The organism is Faecalibacter rhinopitheci (assembly GCF_015234135.1).
GTDB lineage: Bacteria > Bacteroidota > Bacteroidia > Flavobacteriales > Weeksellaceae > Empedobacter > Empedobacter rhinopitheci.
Window position 1 is genome coordinate 174,693 of the sequence record NZ_JADGIK010000003.1, and the last position, 18,431, is coordinate 193,123.

General features: G+C 30.9%; 13 protein-coding genes. 8 read left to right on the forward strand and 5 right to left on the reverse strand.

The genetic code is table 11. The features are described 5' to 3' along the window. Positions 1-161: 161 nt before the first annotated feature. Genes IM532_RS05850 through deoC form a run of 3 tightly spaced genes read left to right on the forward strand, consistent with a single transcriptional unit; the run spans position 162 to position 2,369 of the window. Positions 162-1,115: an endonuclease/exonuclease/phosphatase family protein gene (locus tag IM532_RS05850; protein ID WP_194182515.1), complete on the forward strand. Its 954-nt coding sequence runs from the start codon at positions 162-164 to the stop codon at positions 1,113-1,115. A 27-nt stretch (positions 1,116-1,142) separates the two neighbouring features. Further along, on the forward strand, positions 1,143-1,616 hold the full coding sequence (locus IM532_RS05855) for an Lrp/AsnC ligand binding domain-containing protein (protein WP_194182516.1): 474 nt from the start codon (positions 1,143-1,145) through the stop codon (positions 1,614-1,616). 9 nt (positions 1,617-1,625) lie between these two features. Then, a complete protein-coding gene (deoC, locus tag IM532_RS05860) occupies positions 1,626-2,369 on the forward strand; it encodes a deoxyribose-phosphate aldolase (RefSeq protein WP_194182517.1) in 744 nt (247 codons plus the stop codon). Between the two features lie 69 nt (positions 2,370-2,438). Here the strand turns inward: deoC and IM532_RS05865 are convergent, their stop codons facing one another. Both IM532_RS05865 and IM532_RS05870 read right to left on the reverse strand, forming a co-directional pair. Next, positions 2,439-3,503: a diphosphomevalonate/mevalonate 3,5-bisphosphate decarboxylase family protein gene (locus IM532_RS05865; protein ID WP_194182518.1), complete on the reverse strand. Its 1,065-nt coding sequence runs from the start codon at positions 3,501-3,503 to the stop codon at positions 2,439-2,441. A 15-nt stretch (positions 3,504-3,518) separates the two neighbouring features. Next, positions 3,519-4,517, reverse strand: coding sequence for an NAD-dependent epimerase/dehydratase family protein (locus tag IM532_RS05870; RefSeq protein ID WP_194182519.1), 999 nt, complete (start codon positions 4,515-4,517; stop codon positions 3,519-3,521). 382 nt (positions 4,518-4,899) lie between these two features. On the opposite strand from IM532_RS05870, the gene IM532_RS05875 reads away from it, so the two are divergent. Both IM532_RS05875 and IM532_RS05880 read left to right on the forward strand, forming a co-directional pair. Continuing rightward, complete coding sequence (locus IM532_RS05875; protein WP_194182520.1) at positions 4,900-8,034, forward strand: SusC/RagA family TonB-linked outer membrane protein; 3,135 nt, start codon at positions 4,900-4,902, stop codon at positions 8,032-8,034. Positions 8,035-8,045: 11 nt separating this feature from the next. Then, the gene (locus tag IM532_RS05880; protein ID WP_194182521.1) at positions 8,046-9,548 is read left to right on the forward strand and encodes a RagB/SusD family nutrient uptake outer membrane protein; all 1,503 of its coding nucleotides are present in this window, start codon (positions 8,046-8,048) and stop codon (positions 9,546-9,548) included. 72 nt (positions 9,549-9,620) lie between these two features. Here IM532_RS05880 and IM532_RS05885 read toward each other — a convergent pair whose 3' ends face one another. Next, positions 9,621-10,520 carry a CorA family divalent cation transporter gene (locus tag IM532_RS05885; RefSeq protein ID WP_194182522.1) on the reverse strand — a complete coding sequence of 300 codons (900 nt, stop codon included), beginning with the start codon at positions 10,518-10,520 and terminating at the stop codon, positions 9,621-9,623. Between the two features lie 137 nt (positions 10,521-10,657). Between IM532_RS05885 and tyrS the strand changes: the two genes are divergently transcribed. Further along, complete coding sequence (gene tyrS / locus IM532_RS05890) at positions 10,658-11,953, forward strand: tyrosine--tRNA ligase (protein WP_194182523.1); 1,296 nt, start codon at positions 10,658-10,660, stop codon at positions 11,951-11,953. A gap of 50 nt (positions 11,954-12,003) precedes the next feature. Here the strand turns inward: tyrS and trpA are convergent, their stop codons facing one another. Both trpA and IM532_RS05900 read right to left on the reverse strand, forming a co-directional pair. Then, positions 12,004-12,768, reverse strand: a complete 765-nt coding sequence (gene trpA, locus IM532_RS05895) for a tryptophan synthase subunit alpha (RefSeq protein ID WP_194182524.1) — start codon at positions 12,766-12,768, stop codon at positions 12,004-12,006. Between the two features lies 1 nt (position 12,769). Further along, a complete protein-coding gene (locus tag IM532_RS05900; RefSeq protein WP_194182525.1) occupies positions 12,770-13,975 on the reverse strand; it encodes an endonuclease/exonuclease/phosphatase family protein in 1,206 nt (401 codons plus the stop codon). 77 nt (positions 13,976-14,052) lie between these two features. Between IM532_RS05900 and IM532_RS05905 the strand changes: the two genes are divergently transcribed. Together IM532_RS05905 and IM532_RS05910 are read left to right on the forward strand one after the other, a co-directional pair. Beyond that, positions 14,053-16,770, forward strand: a complete 2,718-nt coding sequence (locus tag IM532_RS05905; protein WP_194182526.1) for a carboxypeptidase-like regulatory domain-containing protein — start codon at positions 14,053-14,055, stop codon at positions 16,768-16,770. A 41-nt stretch (positions 16,771-16,811) separates the two neighbouring features. Beyond that, positions 16,812-18,203, forward strand: a complete 1,392-nt coding sequence (locus IM532_RS05910; RefSeq protein WP_194182527.1) for a DUF5689 domain-containing protein — start codon at positions 16,812-16,814, stop codon at positions 18,201-18,203. Positions 18,204-18,431 lie beyond the last annotated feature (228 nt).

Below are 18,431 nucleotides of genomic sequence, written 5' to 3' on the forward strand. Positions count from 1 at the left end.
TTTATGGCCTTAAAAAAGTGAATTTGCATAATAATTAATCTTAAAATTATTAATTTAAGACATTTTAGAGGGAATTAATTTGGATGTGCATTGAGGTAATGAAACTAAAAAACAATTTTTTCTAATTTTGAATTTATATTTTAGCAAAAATCTTATCAAATTTGAATACTAACCTAGGAACAATTGCATTTTATAACGTAGAAAATTTTTATGCAGATCGTACTTTAAAAGAAGAAACCTTTCTTCCAAGTAACTTTTCTAAATGGAAAGAGAAGCGTTATCATCTAAAAGTAGATAAAATTTCGTTTGCTATAGCAAAGATAGGAAAGAGAGATACAGATCAATTACCTTTATTGGTAGGTCTTGCTGAGGTTGAGAATAATTTTGTCTTGGAAGATTTAATTAATCATACTAACCTAAAAGAAGGAAATTATGATTATATACTCCATGAATCTTTAGATGAAAGAAATATTAATGTAGGGTGTATTTATCGCAAAGATTTAATCACAATAAATAAATCCGAACCTATCAGAATCGTTTTTAAAAATCAGTTAGGAGAAAAATCTTATACACGAGATATTTTATATCTAGAGGCAGATTTATCAGGGGAAACCATATATTTTTTTATAGTTCATCTACCTTCTAAAATTGATAAGGAATTAAATCAAATGAAGCGAAAAATCTTATTAACTAAGATAAAATCTCGTGTGGATGAACTATTATCTGAAAATCCAAAAGCAAAAATTATGGTGATGGGAGATTTTAACGATACGCCTTCCAATGACGATTTAAGAGAGATTTTAGATACAAGATCAAAAAAACACGAAATAATTCATCATGAATTATTTAATCCAATGGTCGAATTAATGAACTATAAACGTGGTTCTTTAGTACATCAAAAACAATGGATGCTTTTTGATCAAATGTTATTTTCTAAAGAATTTTTAACAAGCAAAAATGCTATAGAACATCTAAAAACTGATATTTTTGATGCATCTTTTTTAACGACAAATGTTGCTAAATATGGTGCTTTTCCGCATCGTAGTTTTATTGGTTCAAAATATTTAGGAGGATATAGTGATCATTTTCCGATTTATACAATAATAAAATATTAAATTTGCAAGGATTAAATTAATTTTGAAGTGAGAATTCAAGACAATGGCCAAGTTGAATTAGATGGAATTGATAAGTCAATTCTGAATGCATTTATGGAAAATGCAAATATTCCAGTTTCACAGCTTGCCAAAGAATTATTAATTTCTAATACAGCGGTGCATCAGCGCATCAAAAAATTAGAAACTTCAGGTTTAATTCATTCAACCAAAACTATTATAAATCCTAGTATTTTAGGATTTACTACGATGTCTTTTGTAGGAGTTTTTATGGATAAACCATCCGCTTATAAAACTGTTATACGATCATTAGAAGATATTCCAGAAGTTGTTGAAGCTCATTTTACAACTGGAAATTATGGCATATTTTTGAAAATTCTTTGTAAAGACAACATGCATTTAATGAATGTCTTGAACAAAAAAATTCAACAAATTGATGGAGTTACTAGAACCGAAACAATTATTTCTTTAGAACAAACAATTAATAGACAAATCAAACTTTAATAAATAAAGATGAGTATTAAAACATATTTAGACTCGACGTATCTTAAAACACCAGAGCAAGCCGGAATTTCTAATTCTGAAACTTTAGATAAAGTAAGAGCTTTGGCACATGAAGCAATGGAGAATAAAATCTTTGCTGTAATGATTCGCCCAGATTATGTACGTTCGATTCGTGAATTGTTAGACGAAAATAAATCAGACGTTACACTAGGAACAGTAATTGATTTTCCGGAAGGAAAGAATGATATCAACGAAAAATTAAGAGAAGCTCAGAAGGCGATTGCGGATGGAGCGGATGAGTTGGATTTTGTAATAAACTATGGAGCTTTTAAAAAAGGTGAAATAGGTAAGGTTGAAGAAGAAGTAGAATCTTGTACTACTGTAGCCTTAAGAGAAGGTAAAGTAGTAAAATGGATTATTGAAACTGCTGCTTTAACGGATGACGAAATTGTTGCGATTACTAAATTGGTTCGAAATACTGTTAATAATAAAATTGGACAAGAATATGCTGATAAAGTTTTTGTGAAATCTTCGACTGGTTTTTATCAAACTCCAAATGGTGAACCAAATGGAGCAAATGAGCATGTTATTAAACTAATGTTGGATAATGCAGGATCTTTACCAGTTAAAGCTTCTGGAGGAGTTCGTAATATTGAGGAAGCTCAAAAAATGATTGATTTAGGTGTCAAAAGAATTGGTACTTCTTCTGCTTTAGCTATAGTAAATGGTGAACAAGTTAAAGGGGATTATTAATTCTTTTAATTCAATAAAAAAAAACGTCTTTATTTCAAATAAAGACGTTTTTTGTTGCTGTAAATTTATTTAGAAACTTACTTTATCTTGTATATAATTTCCGTTCTGGCAAAATTGTTTTAATTCATTTTCAATGAAAATTTCAATCGCTTCAGCATCTTGTGCCGGATATAGTAAGTGTACATTTGCACCAGCATCTAATGTAAAGTAGAGTTGATTTCCTGTTTCACGACGAAACTCCCATAATTTGTCAAGAGCAGCAACGGTATTAGGTTTCATTAAAATAAATGCAGGATTAGACATCATCATCATCGCATGTAATGTTAATGCTTCATGTTCTACTAATTCTCCAAATGCTTTTACATCACCTTGTTTTAAAATAGGAAGAAGCTTTTGTAAATTCTCATTTGCTTCTATAAATCGACGTTCAGCATAAGGATGACCGTTCATTAAATTATGTCCTACAGTAGAGGATACAGTCTTTTGTCCTTCATGAATCAATAAAATTGTATCATGGAAAGTTTTAAAAACATCATGTATTTCATGATCTGGATATTTAGTTCCGTAAAGATCAGAGCTACCTTCTATAAAATCATTTTCTCCCCATTCAACCAATCCTTTATATACCGATCGACATGCACTTCCTGAACCTAGTCGAGCTAAAAAAGAAGCTTTTTTTAATGCTTCTTCTTCTGATAAAATTGCTCCCAATTGTTGCTCAATTTGTACTAAACATATAGCCATTGCACTCATTCCAGAAGCAGAAGATGCTATTCCGGAACTATGAGGGAATGAATTTGAAGTGAATACCTCAAAACTAAATTGTTCTAAAAAAGGAATATACGCTGTGATTCTTTCAAAAAATGTAATAATTTTTGGCGCAAAACTTTCTTTGTATTCACCTTCTAGATATACTTTTACATCATAACCTTTTTCAGTTTTTGGTGTAAATTTTAAAATAGTGTCTGTATATGAATTTGTTAGAGTATAACTAATAGAACTGTTCGTCGGAATTTGATTTTCCTTTTTTCCCCAATATTTTATCAATGCAATATTAGATGGACTATGTGCAGAAACTTCCCCTGTAAATAGTGTGTAATTAGATTGTAAAGTTGTGTGAAATTGCTTTTCCATAAAGGTGAAAATATATTATTTAGAAGAAATAAGGTTTTGATAGTTTTTAAAATGAAAATCTAGCGCCTCATTTATAGGAATAAAATTATAATTTAAGGTCTTAATTATTTTTGAATTATCGTACTTGGTAAATGTTGTTAACGCCTGAAAAGTTCCTTTGTCTAGCGAAGGCGTTCCTAAAAACTTAGTGAAATTGGTAGCAATTTGTATAGCTTTTAAAGAATTATTTGTAATAGACTTTAGAGGTTTTTGCTTCTTATCTGCAATATTTTTTAGTACTGTAGTGTAGGATAAGTTTTCCGCATTTAAAATGAATTTTTGATTGTAAATTTTCTTTGAATATAATTCTAGAATAATATTTACAACATCTCTTACATCAATAAATCCTGTTCCGCCAGAAGGTGCATATTTATTCATAAAATTATCTTGAAATAATTTTTCACTTTCTCGTTTCCCATCAAAAGATCCGATAATTACTGAAGGATTTACAACCAGTACATTTAATCCTTCTTGAGATCCTCTCCATACTTCCATTTCAGATCTATATTTAGAGATGGCGTACATTGAATGTCTTGCGTTACTATTCCAAGTTGATTGTTCATCTATTAATTTCGTAACCGGATTTAAATCATCCATTGCAGCAATAGAACTTAGGTATATAAAATTCTTTACACCTGAAGCTATTGCTTCATTTATTAAAGCCTCTGTTCCATCCACATTAGTCTGGATAATTTTGTTTTCATCTTTACGATCAAAACTTACAAATGCAGCAGTATGAAATATGGTTGTAACATCTTTTAGTGCAACGGGTAAAAATGTAATATCTAATAAATCGCCTTCAATCCATTCAATTTTATGAAAAATTTCTTGCGATTTATTCCTTTTAAAAAAGTATTCAACTTCTCGGATATTTGATGTAGAACGCTTTAAAGCACGAACTTTTTCTCCTCTCTCAATTAATTGCAGTAATAAATTGCTTCCTACTAAGCCAGTTCCACCAGTTACAAATATCATTTTTTATTTTTCTTTTGAAAACATATTCAAAAATAAGAAAAATAATATAGCTCTGCAGATCAAGGAAAAATGAATAGTAATAAATAGGTTATTGTGTATGTTGATTAATTTAGATTTATCCTAAATAGCATAATTTATTATGTTAAATTTTCGTATAAATATACATTCTTTAAAACTATATTGTGTGTAAAAACGTGTAATTATCTGTAAATCAAAGTGTAGAAAATCAAAGCTTAATATGATAAAAACGTAATAAAGTTATTTATAATTACGAACCAATTGCTAGTAAGTTAATATATAAAGTATTGAATTATTTTATAAATGTGAACTATTTCTTAAAATTAAGTTAATATTGCCAATAAATTAATTACTTGTTAAAATCATGAGGAGAAAATTAACATCATTAAGTTTATTAGCATTTTTAGGATTTGGAGCAATTGCTTATGCTCAAACATCTGGAACTGTTAATGATAAGAATGGATTTCCAGAAATGGATGTGCCTGTACAAATAAAAGGTTCTAATACAGTAGTGTATACAGATGAGAATGGAGAATTCTCTATAGACGCTAAGGTAGGTGATGTATTACTTATTAACGGAAAAGAGGTTTTAGTAACATCGACTAGTTTAGGAAATATTGAAACTAAATCAACTACTGATAATATTGATTTAGAAGAAACTGTAATTACAGCATATGGTGTTCAGAAAAAGGAGACTGTTGTTGGTTCTAACGTACAGATTAAATCTGAAAAATTTGAAGATAGAGCATTAACAAATGTGGCTAAAGCTCTTGAAGGTGCTGCGCCAGGTGTACAATTCTCTACAACTACAGGTCAACCAGGTTCTTCTACTGATATTCAAATTAGAGGGGTATCTTCGTATAACTTATCTAATGCGCCTTTATATGTAGTTGATGGAGCTATTTTTACGGGGACATTATCTGATATTAATCCTAATGATGTTGAGTCTTTCAGTATTTTAAAAGATGCAGCGTCTACATCTTTATATGGTTCTTCTGCTGCTAATGGGGTAATTATGATTACCACTAAAAACGGGAAGAAAGGTAAAAAAGGTAATTTAACATTCAGTATGAATACGGGTGTAGTTACTCGTGGAACTCCTGAGTACGATCGTATTAGTGCTGATGATTATTACAGACTTACATGGACTGCAATGCGTAATGGTTACCAAGAATCTAATCCTGGTAAAACTTTAGAGCAAGCAAATACATGGGCTTCAGAAAATTTAATTTCTGGTAATTTAAAAAATAATATTTATAACGTACCAGATAATCAAATAATTATCAATGGACAATTAAATCCAAATGCTAAAAAATTATATGATGATTTTGATTGGCAAGATTATACTTCAAGAGTTGGTACAATTCAACAATACAATCTGAATTATAGTGGAGCGAATGATAACTCAACTTATTTTGCATCGTTAGGTTATAACAACGAAGAAGGTTATATTATTAAATCTGATTTTGAGCGTTATAATGCTCGTGTTAAAGCGGACAGCCAAGTAACTAATTGGTTAAAATTAGGAGTGGATGTAGCAGGTACATTAACAAAATCAAAGCAAGCTAATGATAGTGAGGGAACTTCTTACATAAATCCATTCTATACAGCTCGTTACATGGGACCAATCTATTCACCATTTTTATATGATGGTTTTGGGAATAGAATGTATGATGATAATGGAAATGTATTATACGACGGTACAGTAACAAGAGGTCGTGGAGCTGGAGCTGGAGCTGGACGTAATGTTTTACAAGAAACATTATTAAATGATAATATTAGAACAACGGATAATATCACTACAAGAGCATTTGCTGAATTAAAATTAGCGAAAGGGTTAACTTTAAGAACAAATGTTTCTTATGATTTACAAAACCGTTCAACTAAAGCTTATGGAAACAAAGAAGTAGGTGATGCAATTGGTACAGCATCTTTATCATTTACAGATTACAAAACTTCTGCAATGACATTGAATCAAATCTTGACTTACCAAAAATCATTCGGAAAGAATAATTTCCAAGTTGATTTAGGTCACGAAAGTTTTGAGAGAAGTACTCAATATTCTTATACAAGAAAAACTAATGAGGTAGTTTCAGGAATTAAAGAATTAGCTAATTTCTTAACAATTACTGATGCCAATGGGTATGTATACGACTTAAGAAAAGAGTCTTACTTTGGGCGTATTAATTACGATTACAATAACAAATATTCTGTTTCAGCTTCTGTTAGACAAGATCAGTCATCTCGTTTTGCACCAGGTTTTGATAAAGGAACATTCTGGTCAACAGGTGCTGCTTGGAATTTACATAGAGAAGATTTCTTAGCAAATTCATCAGCGGTTAATTTATTAAAATTACGTGGTTCTTACGGTGAAGTAGGAAATGATGGAGGTATTGGTACAAATCCTGGTTACCAAACTGATTTAAATTTATATGAATTAGGATATAACAATGCAGGGGAATCAGGTATTTTACTTTCTCAAATAGGTAGTCCAAATTTAACATGGGAAGCGAATCAGCAATTTGATGTTGCTCTTGAGTTTGGATTCTTAAATAATAGAATTTCTGGATCGGTTGAATATTACCAAAGAAGAACTGAAGATTTAATTTTCGCTGTACCTACTGCTGGTTCTGTAGGTGTACCAGGTAGAAGTATTAATAAAAACATTGGTACATTAGAAAATAGAGGTATAGAAGTTCAGTTATCATTAGGAATCATTAGAAATGAAAACTTTAGATGGGATTTAAATGTTGATGCATCTACAGTGAAAAATGAAATGATTAAAATGCCTGACGGACAAGATGCAATTATTAATGGAACTAAACGTATAGCTCAAGGTCAATCAATTTATGATTATTGGTTACGTGAATATGCAGGTATCGATCCAAATGATGGTAGAACGTTATATGTTCAAGATACAACGAAAGAGGATACAAGTGATACACGTACAATCGATGGTAAGAAATATACGGTAAATCATAATAATGCTCAGTTTTCATACGTAGGAAGTGCACTTCCTGATTTATATGGTAGTATTTCGAATAATTTCTCATACAAAGGATTCTTCTTAAATACATTATTTACTTACCAATTAGGAGGAAAGACATACGATTCAAATTATTCGAACTTTATTAATATCTCACCAACTGGAGGAGCTTTACATACAGATATGTTAACAGCTTGGCAAAACCCAGGAGATATTTCAAATTTACCTAAGTTATCGACAAATAATACTACTCAAAATTTAGCGGCATCGTCTCGCTGGTTAGTAGATTCAGATTATTTATCATTAAGAAGTGCAACATTTGGATATAATTTCAAAAAAGACCAAATTGAAAAGTTAGGTGTAAGCTCAATGAAGTTATTTGTATCAGGTGAAAACTTATATAGCTGGACAGCTAAAAAAGGATTAGAACCAGTACAATCTTTTAATGGTACAACATCTTACCGTTACACTCCATCAAGAATCGTGAGTGTAGGATTAAATGTTCAATTTTAATAATTTATAAAATGAAAAAGATAAAATATATATTAGCTGCATTAGTTTTAGGAAGTTCGTTGACTTTAACTTCTTGTTCTGATGATTATTTAGATACAACTCCAACTTCTGATGTTCCTGATGTAGTTGCTTATTCTACAGCAGATAACTTAATGGTTATTATCAACGGGATGCATAGAAATATGTACGTTCGTCAAAATGATTCTCAAGGGAATAATGGATATACAAGTCAAATGATATACAACGATGTATTAGGTGATGATGTTATCTTTCCTTCTCAAGGAAATGGATGGTTTGTATCTACACTTAGATGGTTAGATAATAATAACGAGGCTGCAGCTGGAGTGTCTTATCCTTGGAACTTTTGGTACGGTATGATTCGTAATGCAAATAATATAATTACTTACGGAACAGAAGCTACAGGAAGTACGACAACAAAAGAAAAAGCAATCGGAGAGGCTTATGCTTACCGTGCGTTCTCATATTTTCAATTAGTGCAGTGGTATGCAAACCGCTACCAAGCAGGAGTTAATAATGATCAAATGGGTGTTATTATTCATTTAGATCCTTCAACTGATTTAATTGAAGTTCCAAAAGCAAGAGCTACTGTAGAAGAAGTTTATGCACAAATATGGACGGACTTAGATAAAGCAGAAGAATTATTAACAGGTAAGACTAAAACTAACGCTTCTCACTTTGCATTAGATAATGTTTTAGGGATTAAAGCGCGTGTAGCTTTAGTTCAACAAAATTATCAGATGGCAGCTCAGTATGCTGAATTGGCACGTAAAGGTAAATCTTTAATGTCTCAAGCTCAGTACAAAGAAGGATTCAATGATTATACTAATCCAGAATGGATGTGGGGTATTAAAATTGTAGGAGATCAATCTGATTATTTCGGAAATTTCCATGCTTACATGTCTCGTAATTATAATTCAACTCAAATTCGTCAAGCTCCAAAAGTTGCGAATATTAAATTATACAATGCGTTCCCTTCTTCGGATGTACGTACACAATTAATTAGTCCAACGGGAGAACATCCAGAATTGAATTTAGCATCTAGTTATAGTAAATTCCCATATACATCTGAGAAATTTATTACAAGTAACAGAGATAATAATACAGCATTAGGAGATGTTCCTTTTATGCGTGTAGCTGAAATGTATTTGATTGAAGCTGAGGCAAAATTCCATTTAGGTAACGAAGCAGGTTCTAAAGCTGTATTAGCAGAATTAGTGTCTTCTCGTGATTCTGAATTCACTAGCTTTACAGCTTCAGGTTCAGAATATTTAGAGCAAATCATGCTGAACAGACGTTTAGAGTTATGGGGAGAAGGTTTTAGATTCTTTGATTTAAAACGTACAAATTCACCATTAAACCGTCGTGATACAGGAGCAAGTGCAGCTGTAATCAACAACACATGGGAAATTCCTGTGGGTGACAAAAGATGGACATATGTAATTCCTCGTTCAGAATTAAATGCTAATCCATTAGCTGTGCAAAATCCTTCATAATAGAAGATTAATTTTGATAACATTTTTAAATAAAAAAAAAGGTCAGCTAAAGCTGACCTTTTTTTTATTTGTTTACAAAAATTTCTTTCTCTTAAACCATAAAAATATTACTACAACAATTGTAACCATTACGATTAATGAAATAGGATATGCTAATTTATAATGCAATTCAGGCATGTAATCGAAGTTCATTCCATATACTCCAACGATAAAAGTAAGAGGTAAAAAGAATGCAGAAAAAATAGTTAGCGTTTTCATGATTTCATTAGATTTCTGACTATTTATTGAAAGATAAATCGATAATAAATTTTGAACATCTTCTACAATTTGGGTATGAAAATGAAGCATTTTAATATTATCTTCTTTCAAATCTTGTAAAGAACTCGTTTTAGAATAGATTAAACCATAATCTTTTAAAGCATCCAATGTATAATCTAATATTTTTTTACACGCAGAAGCTTCCCTTTTTAGATGATATAAAGTGTGGAGTTTTAATTTATCAATATCATTTGTAAAAATTAATTCTTCTAAATTATCAATCTCTTCATCCATTCTTATTGCGGGTTTTTCATAAGTTTTAAGTGTTTCCGAAATCAAATGGTATATAATTCCTTTTTTTGTAATCTTAGAGGAATCGGAAAGCTGAATATAATTTTTCATGGTTTGATTGATAATATAAGGCGCATTGTTGTGTACTGTTAGGATAAAATTTTTCCCAAAGAAAATACTGGTTTTATGACTAAATTCCCTTACAATATTTTTTAAAGGTCTATTTTCATTTTCAAAATATCGGATTAATAAAAAAGAAATTTCTTCATTTACTTCAAACTTAGGAAGATGGCCAGGTTCTAAACTATCCTCCAACATTAAATTCGAAAAATTATATTCTTCAGATATATTGATGAGTTCTTCGTGAGAAGGATTATTTAAACTAATCCATTTAATCTGATTATTTTGAAAGATAACTTCCATGGTTTTTATTGAGGTTTATGGTGATCAATATTAAAGATATAGAATTTAGTGATATAACTATTTTCAATTTAAATAATAGAACAGAAAGTTATAACTTTACCGCTCGTAAATTTTAGAAAATAATACATATAAATACTATGAATCCATTAATTGAAGAGCTTACTTGGAGAGGGCTTGTACATAATATTATGCCAGGAACAGAAGAACAACTTTCTAAAGAAATGACTTCTGGATATGTAGGATTTGATCCAACAGCAGATTCTCTTCATGTAGGTAGTTTAGTGCCGATTTTTTTATTAGTTCATTTACAGCGTCATGGACATCGTCCTATCGCATTAGTTGGTGGAGCTACAGGATTTATTGGTGATCCAACAGGTAAGGCTGCGGAAAGAAGTTTATTAGATGAAGAGACTTTAAATAAATATGTGGCAGGAATCAAAGGGCAATTAGCACGCTTTTTAGATTTTGATTCAAACAACGGAAACTCTGCAATTTTAGTTAATAACTATGATTGGATGAAAGAATTTTCTTTCATTGATTTTGCTCGTACAGTTGGTAAGCATATTACAGTAAATTACATGATGTCTAAAGATTCTGTAAAATCTCGTTTATCATCAGAATCTAACGTAGGAATGTCTTTTACAGAGTTTACATACCAGTTAATTCAAGGATATGATTTTGTACATTTAAACCGTGAATACGGAGCGAAATTGCAAATGGGTGGTTCTGATCAATGGGGAAATATTACAACAGGAACAGAATTAATTCGTCGTATTGATGGTGGTGAAGGTTTTGCTTTTACTTGTCCATTAACAACAAAAGCAGATGGAACTAAATTTGGTAAGTCTGAAGGTGGAGAAAATATTTGGTTAGATAAAAATCGTACTTCTCCTTATAAATTCTACCAATTCTGGTTGAACCAAGCTGATGCTGATGCCGAAAAATACATCAAAATTTACACGTTCTTAGATAAAGAAACAATAGATGATTTAATCGCACGTCACAACCAAGAACCTCATTTACGTGAATTACAACGTAAATTAGCGACTGAAATTACAATTTTAGTACACGGTGTAGACGAATTACGCAAAGCTGAGAAAGCATCTCAAGTTTTATTTGGAAAATCAACTTCTGAAGATTTAAAAGAACTAGACGGTGATACTTTTTTATCAGTTTTTGAAGGTGTTCCACAAGCAACTATTGCAAAAGCAGATATCGAAGCTGGATTAGATATTGTTGCAGCATTAGCGGATAAAACAAGTTTCTTAAAATCAAATTCAGAAGCGCGTCGCGAATTAAAAGCGAATTCAATTTCTGTAAATAAAGAAAAAATTGGTGAAGATTTTGTGTTAACAAACGAAAACTTAATTGCTGATAAATATGTTTTATTACAAAAAGGTAAAAAGAATTATTTCATCTTAATTGTTGAATAATTTTAATAATAATAGAATAAAAAAGGAGCTCGATTTGAGCTCCTTTTTTATTATTTGATAGTAGCAATAAAATCGTCTACAGATTTTTCTAAATCGTTCGAATTTTCAATGGCTCTTAAAAAAGCACTTCCTATAATTGCTCCGTCCGCAAACCCCCATGCTTTTTCTACATCAGTTTTCGTAGAAATTCCAAATCCAATTTGGTAAGGTTTAGTTAAACCTAAATTTTTTAAACCAGCTAAAAAATCTTCATTATAATTAGCTTCTGTAGCACCTGTCGTTGCAGAATTTGATACAACATAAACAAATCCGGAAGTTGCGTCGTTAATTGCTTTGATACGGTCTTTTGGTGTTTGTGGAGTAATTAAGAAAACAACTTTTTGATTGTATTTTTCAAATAAAGATTGATGCTCTTTTAAATAAATTTCAAATGGCATATCAGGTAAAATTAATCCAGAGACTCCTGACTCTTTACATTCTCCTAAAAACTTCTCTATTCCAAATTTCATCATTTGGTTATAATATCCCATCAATACAATAGGCGTATGCATTTCTTCTTTGATGCTTTTTAATTGATCAAAAAGTGTTTTTAAATTCATTCCATTAGCTAATGCTTTCTCACTTGTAGCTTGGATAGTAGGGCCATCTGCCAATGGATCCGAATATGGAATTCCAACCTCGATAATGTCAACATTGTTATTTTGCAATTGCTTTAAAACAGTTGGGGTATCCATTAAATTTGGATACCCCGCAGTTGTATATATCGTAATTAAATTCTCTTTTTTCTCCTGAAATAATAAATCCAGTGTTTTCATGTTACTTAATTGCTTTTAATAAAATTGTATATACTGGGAAATGATCTGAATAACCATCTGCTCTATAAGTATCACCACTCCACATACGATGTGGATATCCTTTATATTGTCCTTCCTTAGATACTAAAAAATCTTTTTTATAAATTTCAGTCTTATGTATTTTATAAGTAGAAAAATCTTTAGTAGATGTAACTAAGGAAGCTGTAGCAATGATTTGGTCAAATAAATTCCACGAGTCACGATATGCTAAGGTACCAAAACCTTTTTTGAAAAGGTTAATCATTGGGTTATAAAATCCATTCTCTTTTACATGTTCTGGATGTGCAGCAGGATCAAATGTAAGTTTTATACTAGGAGAAGTAGGATCATCATTTAAATCTCCCATTAAAATTACTTTTGCATTTTTATTTTTAGCCTTTAAATCTTCAATAATAACTTTAGCAACTTTAGCAGCTTCTATACGTCCAGGCATAGATACTTTTTCTCCGCCACTACGAGAAGGCCAGTGATTGACTAAAAAAGAAATTTCTTCACCATCAAGTAATCCTGTGACTTGTAAAATGTCTCGCGTGTATTTTCTTTTTCCATCTGCTTCAAAGATGAAAACAGGATGAGGTAGAGCTTCAGTTACTACAAATCTATTTTTCTGATACATTAATGCGACATCTACACCACGTGCATCAAAAGAATTAAAATGTACAACACCATAATTTGAGTTTTTTAAATGTATAGAGTTGGCAATATCTTCCACTACTTTCCGTGTTTCTATTTCAGATAATCCTACAATAACAGGAGATGTGCCAGTCACATCTTTTCCTAAATCTGCAATTACTTTCGCTACGTTGTTTATTTTTTGAAAATAACGTTCGCTATTCCAATATTTTTTTCCTTTTGGGAGAAATTCATTTTGTAAAATAACGGGTCTTATGATTTTTTTACCTGATATATTTTCATACGTGTATTGCTGTCTAAAGGTAACGGTATCATATTTTGAAATCTCAGATACCGGAATTGATATATGATAATTGGGATCATTAAATTTTAAATTTCCATCGATGAGTCCAGCGGATTCTATCGTGTCAAATATGTTTTCAACATTGTAAAATCCAACCGTTGCACTCTTGTATTTATTTTGCGCAAAAATATCTGTTGTGAAAAATACAAGAGCAGGTATGAAAAGACTTAAACATTTCTTAAATTTAACCATATGTTATTAATTATGAATTCATTAACTTTGTTAAAACTTCTTAAATATAGCTAATTTATAAATAAAAATTCTTTTGAATGAATAAATTATTGTTAAGTATCTCACTCATCACTTTAGTTGTTGGAACTATGCAAGCTCAATCAAAAATAACAGGTATTGCAAAAAATTCAGTAACAGGTGAAGAGGTTTACAATCTTACAGTTAGGTTAGACGGTATGTCTAATGAAGCTGTAATGACAGATCGTATCGGGTATTTCCAATTTATAGATGTTCCTGATGGACATTATAAATTGCAAATATTGGGTGTCGGATTTGATCCGTATGAACAATCAATAAACGTTGCAGGAGAAAAAGAAATTGAACTTGGAGAAATATTATTAACATTTAATCCTAATAATATTGATGTCGGTTTAATTACTTTAAATGAGGATGAGTTGTCTGCTGACGAATCTTCTACCGCTTCTAATGCAGGATTGTTACAGTCTTCACGTGATGTGTTTGCACGTGTAGCTGCTTTTGAATTGGGGTCTTATTGGTTTAAGCCAAGAGGATATGACAATAAGTATAATGATATTCATTTCAACGGTATTCGAATGAATAAAATTGATAATGGCCGGGCTACATTTAATAATTGGGGAGGTTTAAACGATGTAACGCGTAGACCCGATGAATTAACATATGGATTAGAGCCTTCAGTTTATTCATTCGGAGATATTGGAGGAGTAACCAATTTTGATACTCGACCATCTACCTTACGAAAAGGTATTAGTTTAGCGTATTCTGCAACAAATCGTTCTTACCGTAACAGAATAATGGCCACTTATAATACAGGATTAATGGATAATGGATGGGCTTTTATGGTTTCTGGTTCTCGCCGTTGGGCTGAAGAAGGATTAACTGAAGGTACTTTTCATGATTCTTGGGGGTATTTTATTGGAATAGAAAAAAGATTAAACTCAAATCATACCTTAAATTTTACGGCCTTTGGTGCTCCAAATCGCCGGTCTACTGGATCTGTGAATACACAAGAAATGGTAGATATGAAAGGAATTTATTACAACTCTTTCTGGGGGTGGCAAGATGGAGAAAAACGAAATGAGAGAGTAAAGGAAACTTTTGAACCGGTTTTTCAATTATCACATCATTGGAATTTTAACTCAAAGTCCAAATTATTTACAACACTATCTTATCAAACAGGTCGTGAGGCTGGCTCACGTTTAAATTGGTATAACGCTCCAAATCCAACACCAAATTATTATAGAAATATGCCTAGCTGGCAATTATTTTTAGGAAATGAGGAACAATATAATCTTAAAAAAGAGGATTGGTTAAATGGTTCGGCATCTCAGTTAAATTGGAATAAGTTGTATCAAGCTAATTTAAACGTAGGTAAGCATTCAGTTTATTATTTAACAAATGATGTAAATGAAGATAAAACGGCTTCATTTTATACTAACTTTAAAACAGATTTAACGAATAATATTGAGTTAATTATTGCAGGTACATATCAGAATGTAAAATCAGAATTGTTTCGTGAAGTGGAAGATTTATTAGGGGGACAATATGCAAAGAATCATGATGATTTTAGTAATGTATTACAGGATGTAAATAATCCTGATTATGTGGCTAAAGTAGGAGACAGACATGAGTATGATTATGAGATAAATCGAAATCATGCAGACTTATATATTCAATCCAAGATAAAAGGTAACCTTTTGGATGTAACAATTGGTATGCATGGATCCTATACCGATTTTTACAGAGAAGGAAAATTTAAACATGGGTTGTATTTGGATAATTCGTATGGAAAATCAAAAACATATGACTTCTTTAATTATGGTATAAAATCTAATTTCTTGTTTAAATTAAATGGACGAAATTTTATAGCTGTTAATGGACAATATTCTACCGAAGCTCCTACTGCGGATGAAGTATTTCCAAACGCAAGACTGCATGATATTACGGTAGAGGAAAGTATTGTAAATGCAAAAATCTATTCTGGCGATGTATCATATATTTTTAGAGGGCCTAAGGTAAAAGCTAGAGCTACGGCTTTTTATACTAAAATAGAAGATGAAATAGAAAAGGGATTTGGATACATTGATGGTGGAGAAGGAAGTTATTTTGTGGCGGAGTTAATGACGGGTGTGGATAAGCAACATCTGGGTGCAGAATTGGCTATTGAAGCTCAAATTACTCCAACTATAAAGGTATCAGGTGTTGCCGCATTAGGGCAATATACTTATACAAATAACCCAGATTATTATTTGTTTTCTGATGATTTTATAAAGTCTGACGGGAGAGCTTTTCGTGATTATGATATTTCTTATTTAAAAGATTACAGGTTACAAACCGGTCCTCAGACTGGATATTCATTAGGTATAGAATATAGAGATCCTAAATTTTGGTGGTTAGGTGTTTCGGGGAATTATTTAACAAATAATTATTTAGACGTAGCACCTTACCGTAGAACAGTCAATTTTATAAGAGACATAGAAAATGAAATAAACGAAGAAAAGCTAAAAGAGGTTTTAAAACAAAGTCGTGTTTCCGATGAATTTATGTTAAATCTTAATGTAGGAAAAACATTCCGATTTGGAAGTTATTACTTAGGAACAAGTTTAACTGTTAATAATATTTTAGATAATAAAAATTATATAACAGGAGGTTTTGAACAATTACGATTAGGTAATTATGATAATGCAATTAATGAAAATCAACAAACACTATTTGGACCAAGAATGTTTTATGGTGCTGGAAGAACATTTTTCTTTAATGTGTTTGTAAGATTTTAATTCAATAACTAATCTATTCAAGATTCTAAAAAATAATAAAAATGAATAAATTCAATAAAATATCGACTATACTAACAATTTCGTTTGGATTTTTCTTCTTTAATTCGTGTGTACAAGATGATGATTATTCCATCCCACCAATAGATTGTACCGGAATGGTAACCAATAAATATATAGCAGATATACTTGCAGATGTGAATGCTTCCACAGCTACCAATAAACTAGTATATTATACAGAAGATGCTATTTTAGAAGGGTATGTAATATCTAGTGATGAAACGGGAAATTTCTTTAAAACTATTTCTATACAGAATAATCCTCAAGATCCTACTTCTAAAGGGATTCAAGTAGAGATAGATGCAAATTCACTTTATACGCAATATCCAATAGGATCCAAGGTACAAATTAAATTAAAAGGTTTAGTTGCAGGAGATGATAGAGGATTAATAAAATTAGGTTCAACTTACATTCAAAATGGAGAAACTAGAGTGGGGCGCATGACGCAAGCATTAGGAGAATCTAATGTTAAGAAAACGTGTGATGGTAATGCAATCATTACTCCTCGTATTTACAATAGTATTAGTGAGGCTTTAAAACCCGAAAACATTAATACATTGGTTACAATAAAAAATATTCAGTTTGAATCTCCAGAAACAGATCTAACATATGGTGATGCAATTGGATTAACTACTGTGAATAGAAAACTTGTTGATATCAAAGGGAAAAGTGTAGACTTACGCAATAGTGGTTACGCTAAATTTGCAAGTGATGAACTGCCAAAAGGTTCTGGAGAAATTACAGTTGTTGTTTCAATCTATAACAGCAGCTATCAGTTATATATTCGTGATACTGAAGATGTAAAATTTAACAATCCAAGATTTGTTGCCGGTCAAGCTACTTTACCATCTGCCTCTGCAGTAACAGCATTTAAAGGAGCAGATTTTAACAATTGGTCTGATTTTATCGCTAGTGGAAATAATTTCGCATACGATCCTACTGTAAAAGAAGCTCCGGGGCAAGGTATAGATGGGACAGGTGCATTACAAATAAAAGGTACACGTGCACAGAATGGTTTTGCATTTACTGTAAGACCAACTGGTAGTAATTTGCCAGAAAATCCATCTAAACTTCATTTTTGGATAAAAGGTAATGCGAGTAAATCGTTAAATATCTATTTGTATAAGCAAGATGGCTCTTATTATGCGTTTAATGTTGGTGCTTTAACAGATAATAAACTTGTAACTGAGAATAATGGATCTAATAATAGTTACATAGGACAAATCAATACAAATGGAGAATGGAAATTTGTTGAATTGGATCTTGATGACTTATCAAATATAAATATTTCAAATTCTTCAGGAAATTTTTTAGCTTTTAGGACGGGGAATAATGAACAATATGATTTATTGATTGATAATATTACCATCGAATAATTAGTATTTTACCTAAAAAAAGGGAGACAATTGTCTCCCTTTTTTTTGAAATTTTAAATAAATTTCACATTTTCTTAATTCCTTAACAACGTAAAAGTTATAAAAATCATAATTAATAATTTATTGTATAGCTATATTGATATTTATAAATGTTTAAAAAATAATTATAAATATTTTATTTCTTTTATTAATTAATGTTAAAATCAGTATTAATATATATACAATAAC

What these genes read in the sequence shown, in the direction of transcription:
- deoC (WP_194182517.1), top strand. Translation starts at nt 1,626, where the DNA reads ATGAGTATTAAAACATATTTAGACTCGACGTATCTTAAAACACCAGAG.
- IM532_RS05865 (WP_194182518.1), bottom strand. Translation starts at nt 3,503, where the DNA reads ATGGAAAAGCAATTTCACACAACTTTACAATCTAATTACACACTATTT.
- IM532_RS05870 (WP_194182519.1), bottom strand. Translation starts at nt 4,517, where the DNA reads ATGATATTTGTAACTGGTGGAACTGGCTTAGTAGGAAGCAATTTATTA.
- IM532_RS05875 (WP_194182520.1), top strand. Translation starts at nt 4,900, where the DNA reads ATGAGGAGAAAATTAACATCATTAAGTTTATTAGCATTTTTAGGATTT.
- IM532_RS05880 (WP_194182521.1), top strand. Translation starts at nt 8,046, where the DNA reads ATGAAAAAGATAAAATATATATTAGCTGCATTAGTTTTAGGAAGTTCG.
- IM532_RS05885 (WP_194182522.1), bottom strand. Translation starts at nt 10,520, where the DNA reads ATGGAAGTTATCTTTCAAAATAATCAGATTAAATGGATTAGTTTAAAT.
- tyrS (WP_194182523.1), top strand. Translation starts at nt 10,658, where the DNA reads ATGAATCCATTAATTGAAGAGCTTACTTGGAGAGGGCTTGTACATAAT.
- trpA (WP_194182524.1), bottom strand. Translation starts at nt 12,768, where the DNA reads ATGAAAACACTGGATTTATTATTTCAGGAGAAAAAAGAGAATTTAATT.
- IM532_RS05900 (WP_194182525.1), bottom strand. Translation starts at nt 13,975, where the DNA reads ATGGTTAAATTTAAGAAATGTTTAAGTCTTTTCATACCTGCTCTTGTA.
- IM532_RS05905 (WP_194182526.1), top strand. Translation starts at nt 14,053, where the DNA reads ATGAATAAATTATTGTTAAGTATCTCACTCATCACTTTAGTTGTTGGA.
- IM532_RS05910 (WP_194182527.1), top strand. Translation starts at nt 16,812, where the DNA reads ATGAATAAATTCAATAAAATATCGACTATACTAACAATTTCGTTTGGA.